The following is an 8960-nucleotide window of genomic DNA, read 5'->3' as shown; positions in this document are numbered from 1 at the left end:
GTAGTAATCCGTACTGAACATATTATACATTATTTTCAGTATAGTTGAGCTTATTATTGACTAGAGTCATGCTCCCCTCTTCACGTTGGGAGAGGGGCCAGGGGTGAGGGCCCGTTAATCCAAGCGGCGGCCTGTCAAACGCACAAAAATGTCTTCTAAGTTGGCCGGGCGCACCATGAGGCCGGTTTTGTCAGGTTCAGCTTCCAACTGCCGCTGAGCTTCCGCCAAGCTGGGGAAAAAGGTGTACTCCACCTCCCGGCCAGGACAGGAGCGCACCAACAGAGCCTCTCCGTACTTAGCCCGCAATTGCTCGGTGCTGCCCAACTCGATCAACCTTCCCCCATCCATGATGCCGATGCGGTCGCACAGCTCTTCTGCCTCCTCCATGTAGTGGGTGGTAATCAGCAAGGTCATGCCCTGCCGATTGAGATCCCGCAAGATCTCCCACAACAGCCGCCGCGCCTGGGGATCCAACCCGACGGTGGGCTCGTCCAAAAACAAAATCTGGGGGCGATGCAGTAACGCCCTGGCCACCTGCAAGCGTCGTTTCATTCCCCCTGAGAGGGTTTTCACTTTGTCTTGCCGGCGATCCGCCAGCCGCACATACTCCAGCCATTCATCGATGCGCCGTTGCCGCTCTGGGTTAGGGATGTGGTGCATACGCCCGTGGAACTCCAGGTTTTCCCAAACGGTCAGCTCTGCCTCTAGGGTGATAGGCTGCAGAACTACGCCAATTTGCTGCCGCACCGCCACCGGATCCCGCACCACGTCATACCCCCCCACCCGGATGGATCCCTGGCTGGGTCGGGTAAGGCTAGTAAGCATGCGGATGGTGGTGGATTTGCCGGCGCCGTTGGGCCCCAACAGGGCAAACACTTCCCCCTGCGAGATCTGCAGGCTCAAATCCTGAACGGCAACCTGCTGCCCAAAGCGTTTCCACACCCCCTGCATTTCCACCGCCACCGTCTTGGTTTGGGGCAAGGTTGGGGCCGTCGAAAGAGCTGTCACAGTCCGCTCCGGTAAAGTGTAAAGAAATCTTTATTCTCCAGCATACGCCAGCCGTGTCAGCAAGCTGCAGGTCTTATCAGGGATCCCTGCCCTTGGCAGTAGTTTATGCTATCCCTTCAAGTCTTCCGTGGCTGTGATCTCGTTCCCTGTGGTTTTTCTCTAAGCTCTGCAAATAGCATACATTGCACCTGAAGAGTGAGTTGCGTCCGCAGGGCAGGGCATGAGCGTACAGCAGATAGGGGAAGTTGTGCTAAATGGCTAGTGCTGTATTTGTACGTATGGGTAACAATAAAGACACAAGCTTGAGCGGGCTGACTGTTCGGCTTGGGGCTTTTTCTTGGTGAAGTGACTTCCCTTCAGCGCCCACCGATAACCTCTACTAACCAATGTAAGGAAAATGCAGAGCAAAGACCGGTTCGACCAAATTGACTTCCGGCTGGATCGCCTGGTTGGGGCTGTGTTGACCTTGGCCGAGACCGTCAGCTTCGTCAAGGATGACCTGACCCATCTGAAAGCCATTGTTCAACAACAGGTGCTGATATCCCAGGAGCAGAGCACTTGGCTGGGAGAGTTAAAGGCAATATGTCAACAGCAAGCCGATACAGCTCGTCGCCAATCTGAGACGATTGAGCGGATCATCGCCCATCTCCTGCCCGCTCAGGATCCCAAGTCTTGAAGGATCAGAGGGCAACCTGGGGGCGTGCCACAATGGCAGCAGAGCTGAGGTTTTCCACCGTTGGAGTGCCAGGTTGCAGCAGCAGGACAGGGTTCTGTTGAGGCTGAGGAGCTGCTTGCTTTCTTTCGTTGCCGACGCTTGCCTTACCTGGATCGCTTTGGCCCTCAAGAGGCCAAGCTGCCGCCGGACAACCTGCTGGAGCAATGGCGGCGGGATCGCCAAGCCCTGGCAGCCGCTGTGTTTGAGCGATTCCCCGGAGAACGGGTTGCGCCGGGCAATGAAGCTCTCTTGGCAGCCATGGCCGACGGGGCGGAGCGGATCTACGGCGGACGGATTGCCGCAGAGCTATTTTGGCAACCGCAGGAAGATCTCAACTGTACTGCTGAGGCAGAGCTGTTGCAGCTTGCTTCTGAACCTGTCCCTCACTCCTCCTCTCCAAGGGATCCCATCCCTGCCCCAGAAGACTGCGAGATAGTGCCCGCTCTTGCGTTGCCGCCTGAAGCTGTTCCAGAGGGACGTTCAGTTTGGGTGAGCAGCTCCCTGGATCTGCTGATTCGGGATCCCGCTCTCGTTGGCAGAAGTCGCCACGCCGCCCGATCCTCTTACCTGCCGGTTCATATTCGTATCGGCAAACGCCCCAAACCGGAATACGAATTGTTGCTGGCTTTGCAGGCAGAGTTGCTCGGATCCCTGCAGGGAAACGTTCCCAAGCGGGGCATTTTGATCCTGAAAGATGGGAAGTGGCACCCCGTCCACCTGAGCCGCCGACGAGCACAGGTGCGGCAATTGCTGCAGGAGTACCTGCACTCCCTCAACCAGCCGGAACCACCGCAGGTGTTCATGGCCCGCAGCCGCTGCCATCTTTGCCACTGGCGGGAGCATTGTCGCCAGTTGAACGCCACCGCTCAACCCCTCAGCCTGCTGCCGGGCGTAACGGGATCCCGCTATCCCCTTTTGCAGGAGGCGGGGATCCACTCGATTGAAGCCCTGGCCAACGCTCAGTTGGATAGGTTGCAAGCCATTCCCAAGTTGGGATCCGGCGTGGCCCTGCAACTGCAGCTGCAAGCCCGTGCCACCCTCAGCCGGCAGCCTCTCTGGATTCAATCCCCCCCGCAAACCCTGCCCACCACACCCGTAGAGCTGTACTTCGATATCGAGGCGGATCCCCGCCACAACGTCGCCTATCTGCTGGGCCTGCTGGTGGTGGAGCAAGCCGAGGGGAAAAAGGTTGCGAGCTATCACAGTTGCCTGGCCGCCGACCCGCGGGAAGAAAGGCAAGCTTGGGAGCAATTCTTGCAACTGGCACAACGCTATCCTGACGCTCCCATCTACCACTTTCACGGCTTTGAAGTGCAGACCTGCCGACGGCTGGGGGAGCAATACCGCACGGATCCCCGACAGCTGCGGCAGTTGTTGCAGCGCTTTGTGGATTTACAGGCCTGGGTGCAACGCTCGGTGGTGCTGCCGATCGAGAGCTATTCCCTGAAAAACATCGCCCGCTGGTTGGGGTTTCAGTGGCGTCTGCCTGATGCCAATGGCGCCCAGTCCATTTATTGGTATAGCCAATGGCTGGAAACTCGGGAGCGCAGATATTTGGAGCACTCGCTTATCTACAACGAGGATGACTGCCGGGCTACCCACCGCCTAAAAGACTGGCTGTCCCAAGGAGTCCTCCATGCCGAATGATGCGAATAAATTGATGCGAATAAATTGACAAAGACGGCCTATCCCCAGCCGCAAATGCCGCAGCTTGCGCCGCCAGTCTTGTGGCCAGTTGCTGAGGTTTCGTTTAGAATCAGGCAGGACTGTTTGTGTTTAGTTTATCAGGGGAATCCCATGCTGTTGAAATCTCATGAATCTCCTCGCCATCAGGGCAGAAACCGTCGCGGTCGTGGGGGATCGGCACGTAAGCGCCAACTGGACAAACGGAACCGCGCCTTGATGCAACGATTGCGACAAGGAGAGCAGGCTCTCAACTCTCGATCTTCTCGGCAGGGGCAAGTCAACCCTGCCTTTTTTGTGCTTGCTTCTTTTTTCCCTCAGCCTGGCTACAAGGGATCCCGCTTGGCTGCCTGACCCACCCATTCGATGGCATCGAAGAGTTTGCTTCTCGCGCCTTCAAGACAAAGACTGCGCCTCCACCAATAGACGCCCGCTTTAGCAGTTAGCAACATCAATGGGAAGATTTTGGGGCCCTGGATAAGCGCGAAGCTATCGGCCAAGAACGCGAATGGCTCTGTTCTTGGTGCAGGCAGGATCGGGATGACAGGATTTGAACCTGCGGCCCTCTGCTCCCAAAGCAGATGCGCTACCAAGCTGCGCTACATCCCGGCTTAGCTTTTGTGATTATGCCAGATCCCCGCCTCTGATGCACCCCTAAGCAGGGATCCCTCGCTCAAGGCAACAAGGGAAACAAACATTTGTCCAGGTCAGGACTTGAGCATCTTGGCCGGCATGACAATGAGGGTATTTCCCTGTCGCTCCACCACGTAGAGCTCCTGCCCGGCTTGGATTTCTAGGTTGGGGATGCTGCACTTGGCGTTCCAGGTGGAACCCAGATAAGAAACCCGCCCCCGTTCGCCCGGCGGAATGGTGGTGATTGCCCGCGCCTCGCGAGATTCCTCTACCTGAACCGATCCATGGGGCACCAGACGGCGGCTGAGGATAATCAACACCACCGATGCCCCAATCCAGCTGGCAAATTGTACCCAGATCGGCAGCCCCAAATAAGCCAAAAGCCCCGCCAAGAGCGCCGCCAGCCCCACCGAGCCGGCAACCAATTCTGGCAAAAACAATTCGGCAGAAATGAGGACTAACCCGATGATGATCCAAGGCCAAACCATAGAATCCAGGGATCCCACCAAATTCAGTATGGCTCAAAACCCCTGGATCCTTAGCGGGGATCCCTTGAGAAGACTCAGTTGGGGCTTACCCGCCCAAGCGGTAATTCTCCAAAAACTGCAGGGGATCCATCTCTTCCTGAGGGGAGCTTTTGGGCAGGTTCTTGGATTCGGCGATCCGCATCAAGGTCTCCCAGTCGGTGCTCATGACAAAGGCCACGGCTTGGCGAGCCGCCTCTCGGTGGGGGCAGTCCTCTCCCAAGACACAGCCATCTCGACAGAGGGTGGCGCAATCGTGCGCAGTGCTCCTGGGATCCGGGCCAGCCATGATGTCTTCCTCTCGGTGGGTTTCACGTTTTCTTTAGGATACCTGAAGAGAATCTTGCGCTTGCAGGAGATTTGGGTCAGGGCGGGTAGCTTGGATGAGGAGATGAGGCGACAAGACCTGTTCAAGCAAGAGGAGCCTTATGGAGTTTTCGCAATTGCAAGCGCTGGTGGATCGAGCGCTGGAAGACAAAAAGCTCACCCGCACAGAGGTGGATCAAATCGTCAGCGCCATCCGGTCGGACGGCAAAATCTCCCCCGAAGAGATAGGCTTGCTGGAGTCCATTCGCGAAATGGTGCTCCGTCGGGAGATTCAGGTGGTGGAAACGGCAGATTGAGGGGCAGGGATCCCCTGTTGCAAGTAGAGGGTGACTTCGCTGCGATTGTGAAACAGGTGGCGGGCTCTCACCAGGGGGAAGGCACTACCCAAAATCTCCAGACTTTGCCGCAGCACCCGCAGGCGGTGTTGGTGGGGTAGCTTCAGGGTCATCACAGCTCTCCCCTGTGGCTGCAGATGGGGGGCAAAAGCCACCATCAGGCGGGCAGAAGCCGGGCCATCCATCCGCATGTCGTTGAGGATGAGGTGAAACCGGCCTGGGCCACGAGCCAAGTAGGCTTGGGCGCTGAGGCGATGGTGGCGGATCCCCGGATCTTGGCTGAGGCGCTCGTGCAAGTCCCCCGGATCCACTGCCGTGACCTGCTGGCCATATAGGCGCAAAATGCGCGACCATCCCCCCGGTGCTGCCCCCAGATCCAGAGCCTGTCCCCCCGGCACCAAGGGAATCTGAAACACCTGGATGGCCTCCAGCAGCTTAAACTCGGAGCGGCTGATTTGCTCTGGATCCCGCCGAAAGCGATGGATCCCACCGGCCCAGTTGGAGAGGTTCTGGGCAGCCAAGGATAGGCCCAGCCAAGCGCGAATGCCCATCGGTTGAGCCAGGATCACCACCGAGATCACCTGCTGTGGGTCTTTGACCTGCAGGGGGGATCCCACCGCTGCCATCACCTGTTCGGCCAGGGTTTCATTGACCTGGAAGGGCTTGAGAGCCGGCTCTCCAAACAGGCGCGTCTGAACCGAAAAGCTGAGGGCGGGGTCAATGGCTGCCAACATTTCCCCATCAAGGCGCAATTCAACTAAGGATCCCTCGGCCAGCCGCCGTTCTTGGTGAATGGGGCAGATGTGGCGTAAAAAAATGGGCGGGTCAGCTTGCCAAGCCTCAGCCAGGTCAGCAAATGAGCGTTGGCTGCACACCCATACCAAGCCAGGTGCTTCCTTTAGCCGCTGCACGGCAGCCTCTGGATCCGCAGCTTCTATCTCCCGGATCGCCAAATCCAGAAAATCTGGGTCAGCACTGCCCAGCCATGTATGGGTATCAGGGGGGAGAGGATTGCTCAACGGGCTCGCTGCCAACGCACGTAGGGTAAAGAAGCGGCTACTTGCTGAATCTGGGCTTGGGCGGCCAGCAGTTGTCCTGTGGCGTCCCAGGTGCCCTGCACCAGCATTTGCCAGGCTCCCTGGGGGATCTCCACAGCAGCGGTATTTGCCTCCCAGCGCACCTGTTTGTTGGGCAGATCCAGCGTCAACTGGAGCTGGGGATTTTCCGCCACCGCCTTCTGCAGGGCTTGAATCACAGCCGGGGGTGCCGTAACACAAGGGATCCCTAGAGCCAAGCAGTTGCCGAAGAAGATCTCGGCAAAGCTTTCGCCAATGAGGGCGCGGATCCCCCATTTGGCCAGCGCTTGGGGGGCATGCTCCCGGCTGGAGCCACAGCCAAAATTGGCATTGACCACGAGGATCTGGGCTCCCTGGTACTGGGGTTGATCGAAGGGGTGTTGGCCGGGATCCTGGGCGCGGTCGTCGGCAAACACGTGCTGGCCCAAGCCGTCGAAGGTGACGCACTTCAAAAAGCGGGCCGGGATAATCCGATCGGTGTCGATGTCGTTGCCCAGCAGGGGGATCCCTCGGCCTGTGACGGTCAAAACTTCGCTTGACATGGGAACTTGATGAATTCTCCCAGAGAGGACTTCAGGGTATCGCAACGTTCGGCAAAACCCTGCCCAACGGCAAAGGAAAGCCGGCAAAAGGGGAAGGCTTGGCTCGGCTACCGGCGGTAAACCTGATTCTCCAAATTGCGCACCTGCCGCTCCAGCCGATCCAGCCGCCCCCGCAGCTCGTCCATTTCCGATTGGCGGGGCACGCCCAGATCCTGCAGGACGTTGCGCACCTGCCGCTGAACGTAGGATTCAAAGTTACTCTGCTCGGCCTTCACCTGGTTGAGCAGGTTGTTGATGACATTGGATGCCTCTTCTGGGTTGAGCTGCCCCTTCTGCACCAAGTCGTCGGCAGCCTTTCTCAACTGTTCTGCCAGCAGAGTGGTTGTGCCCACGCCCATTAGCAAGAGCTGACGTAAGATACTGTTGTTGTCCAATGCTGCCCTCCAAAGGACGCTTCGCGAACGGTACGGGCCTCCATGACTACCCATTTTCCTCAGTTTGCCCTCAACTTCGCAACCGGCTCGGCCAGTTTCTCCCTTTCGCCTGAGGCGGCACAACAATGGCACAAGGCTCTGCAAATCCTCTTGGAGCGACTCAAGATCCGTTCCCGACAGCAGCCTCAGGAGCCGGTTGAGTTTCGTTACCCTACTGAAGATTTCAGCTTGGAGATGTTCTGCAACCCCAACATCTGGGCTGGCCCCCACGCAGCCAAGGTCTTGGTTACTGTGAAAACGGAAGGGCTGCGCTTTTCCACTGAGGTGGAGTTCTCTCGCCTTCAAGAAGACCTCAGCCAGTATCTGGAGTCCCTAACATGAGCGAAGATGCCCATGCTGCGGGAGAGGAGCCCGCGGCCATTACGGTGACGCAACTGCTGGACGAGCCGCCAGAGGGGATCCCCGGCCACTTGGAAGTGGTTGCCCTCACTTGGCACGACCGCCAGCGATCCCGGCAACGGCTGGTGAGCGACTGGGGCACCGAGATCCAGCTGATGCTGCCCCGCGGCACCCATCTTCACGATGGGGATCTGCTCTATGCGGATGCGCAGCGACACATTCGGGTCAGAGCCCAACCCGAACCGGTGCTCTTGATTCAACCTGAAAACCCCATCCAGATGGGCCAAGTGATTCATCAACTGGGCAACTGGCACCGTCCGGCCCACGTTTCCCCCCAAGGGCAGATCCTGGCGCTGGCCGATGATCCGCTGCAGGACTGGCTGGCCCACATGGGGATCCCGTTTCGGTTGGAGATGGCTGTCTTCGAGCCCAACCTGTTGGCCCACAGCCATTAACCTGGGCCTTTCTGAGCACAAACCCGTCCCTCAGACCTATGGCCTAGGCCCCACCCTCTGCTCCTCGGGTTGCCAACCGCGCTGCAAACTCTCGGTGTTCCTCCGACTCAATTCCCCTTTGCAGCACACCCAACACCTGCTGCATGTTGCCCGTCAGCAGCGCGTCCACGGCTAACCACAACCCTGGAAACACCCGACTGTACAAAACGCCCAACTCATTGGGCTGTTGCTGCACGTACTCTCCATTCTGGAAGACATACCAGCGAAAGGCTTGCTCTTGGGTTAGCCAGACCAGATATTCCCGCACGCCGTTGCGCCGGTAGGCCCGCAGCTTATCATGCAGGTCGTAGGAAGCTGTGCTGGCGGCAATCTCCACAATCAGCTCCGGTGCACCCTCAATGTAGTCATCCTCGCTAATGCGGGACTGTCCCCCACAAGATTCGTGCATCCGCAATATGGCATCTGGCTGCGGCTCATTGTCCAAGTCCAGGCGAACGGTTGGATTGCCCGCCGACTCAACCCCCGGCGTTGCTGCTTCATAAACTCCCAGCCAGGCCATGATGTGGCTGTGTGGTCTGCCATGTCGGCGATATCTGAGGGGAGATGCCACGTAAACAATTCCCTCAATCAGCTCGGCTTTTTTGAGCTGAGGCATGGCTTGATAGCGCCGTTCAAACTCATCGCGGGTGAGACGATCGCCGCTTTCTAAGATGGGCAGTTCACGGAAGGAAGGGCTACTGACGCTCATGACCAGCTGATACATTTACGCTGAACACTGCTGAACATCACTGTTCAACTATGCAGCGATAGCATTCTGTTTGTTTCCAAA

The 8960-nt window shown here is 58.0% G+C and carries 13 protein-coding genes and 1 tRNA gene; 6 read left to right on the top strand and 8 right to left on the bottom strand.

What is annotated here, in order from left to right:
* Nucleotides 1-114 precede the first annotated feature (114 nt).
* Nucleotides 115-963: an ABC transporter ATP-binding protein gene (locus tag NW834_RS12560; protein ID WP_414418860.1), complete on the bottom strand. Its 849-nt coding sequence runs from the start codon at nucleotides 961-963 to the stop codon at nucleotides 115-117.
* A gap of 442 nt (nucleotides 964-1405) precedes the next feature.
* Between NW834_RS12560 and NW834_RS12555 the strand changes: the two genes are divergently transcribed.
* The 3 genes from NW834_RS12555 (at nucleotide 1406) to NW834_RS12545 (ending at nucleotide 3760) form a co-directional block, all read left to right on the top strand.
* Nucleotides 1406-1684, top strand: a complete 279-nt coding sequence (locus tag NW834_RS12555; protein WP_011431115.1) for a hypothetical protein — start codon at nucleotides 1406-1408, stop codon at nucleotides 1682-1684.
* 60 nt (nucleotides 1685-1744) lie between these two features.
* Nucleotides 1745-3370 (top strand): TM0106 family RecB-like putative nuclease, encoded by a 1626-nt coding sequence (locus NW834_RS12550; RefSeq protein ID WP_414418859.1) that lies wholly within the window; start codon nucleotides 1745-1747, stop codon nucleotides 3368-3370.
* Nucleotides 3371-3520: 150 nt separating this feature from the next.
* Entirely contained in the window at nucleotides 3521-3760 is a 240-nt protein-coding gene (locus tag NW834_RS12545; RefSeq protein WP_414418858.1) for a hypothetical protein, read from the top strand.
* 181 nt (nucleotides 3761-3941) lie between these two features.
* Here the strand turns inward: NW834_RS12545 and NW834_RS12540 are convergent.
* The 3 genes from NW834_RS12540 to NW834_RS12530 form a co-directional block, all read right to left on the bottom strand.
* A tRNA-Pro gene (locus NW834_RS12540) sits at nucleotides 3942-4015 on the bottom strand.
* A gap of 98 nt (nucleotides 4016-4113) precedes the next feature.
* Nucleotides 4114-4527, bottom strand: coding sequence for an NfeD family protein (locus NW834_RS12535; protein WP_414407407.1), 414 nt, complete (start codon nucleotides 4525-4527; stop codon nucleotides 4114-4116).
* Between the two features lie 85 nt (nucleotides 4528-4612).
* A complete protein-coding gene (locus NW834_RS12530) occupies nucleotides 4613-4852 on the bottom strand; it encodes a hypothetical protein (protein WP_011433611.1) in 240 nt (79 codons plus the stop codon).
* Between the two features lie 139 nt (nucleotides 4853-4991).
* On the opposite strand from NW834_RS12530, the gene NW834_RS12525 reads away from it, so the two are divergent.
* Nucleotides 4992-5186: a hypothetical protein gene (locus NW834_RS12525; protein ID WP_414418857.1), complete on the top strand. Its 195-nt coding sequence runs from the start codon at nucleotides 4992-4994 to the stop codon at nucleotides 5184-5186.
* Here NW834_RS12525 and NW834_RS12520 read toward each other — a convergent pair.
* From NW834_RS12520 to NW834_RS12510, 3 genes are all read right to left on the bottom strand, one after another.
* Entirely contained in the window at nucleotides 5162-6244 is a 1083-nt protein-coding gene (locus tag NW834_RS12520; RefSeq protein WP_414418856.1) for an SAM-dependent methyltransferase, read from the bottom strand. The two genes, NW834_RS12525 and NW834_RS12520, sit on opposite strands and share 25 nt — an antisense overlap.
* On the bottom strand, nucleotides 6241-6843 hold the full coding sequence (leuD, locus tag NW834_RS12515) for a 3-isopropylmalate dehydratase small subunit (RefSeq protein WP_414342404.1): 603 nt from the start codon (nucleotides 6841-6843) through the stop codon (nucleotides 6241-6243). Before leuD ends, NW834_RS12520 begins: the two co-directional genes overlap by 4 nt.
* 107 nt (nucleotides 6844-6950) lie before the next feature.
* Nucleotides 6951-7277 (bottom strand): phasin family protein, encoded by a 327-nt coding sequence (locus NW834_RS12510; protein ID WP_011433607.1) that lies wholly within the window; start codon nucleotides 7275-7277, stop codon nucleotides 6951-6953.
* A gap of 42 nt (nucleotides 7278-7319) precedes the next feature.
* Between NW834_RS12510 and NW834_RS12505 the strand changes: the two genes are divergently transcribed.
* Nucleotides 7320-7658 (top strand): hypothetical protein, encoded by a 339-nt coding sequence (locus NW834_RS12505; RefSeq protein ID WP_414342402.1) that lies wholly within the window; start codon nucleotides 7320-7322, stop codon nucleotides 7656-7658.
* Complete coding sequence (locus NW834_RS12500) at nucleotides 7655-8131, top strand: urease accessory protein UreE (protein WP_414418855.1); 477 nt, start codon at nucleotides 7655-7657, stop codon at nucleotides 8129-8131. The genes NW834_RS12505 and NW834_RS12500 overlap by 4 nt, the downstream gene beginning before the upstream one ends.
* Nucleotides 8132-8174: 43 nt before the next feature.
* On the opposite strand, the gene NW834_RS12495 is transcribed toward NW834_RS12500, so the two are convergent.
* Entirely contained in the window at nucleotides 8175-8894 is a 720-nt protein-coding gene (locus tag NW834_RS12495; protein ID WP_414418854.1) for a Uma2 family endonuclease, read from the bottom strand.
* Nucleotides 8895-8960 lie beyond the last annotated feature (66 nt).

This window comes from Synechococcus sp. R60.1 (assembly GCF_047461835.1).
Classification (GTDB): domain Bacteria; phylum Cyanobacteriota; class Cyanobacteriia; order Thermostichales; family Thermostichaceae; genus Thermostichus.
This window is presented reverse-complemented; position numbering and strand designations above follow the sequence as displayed.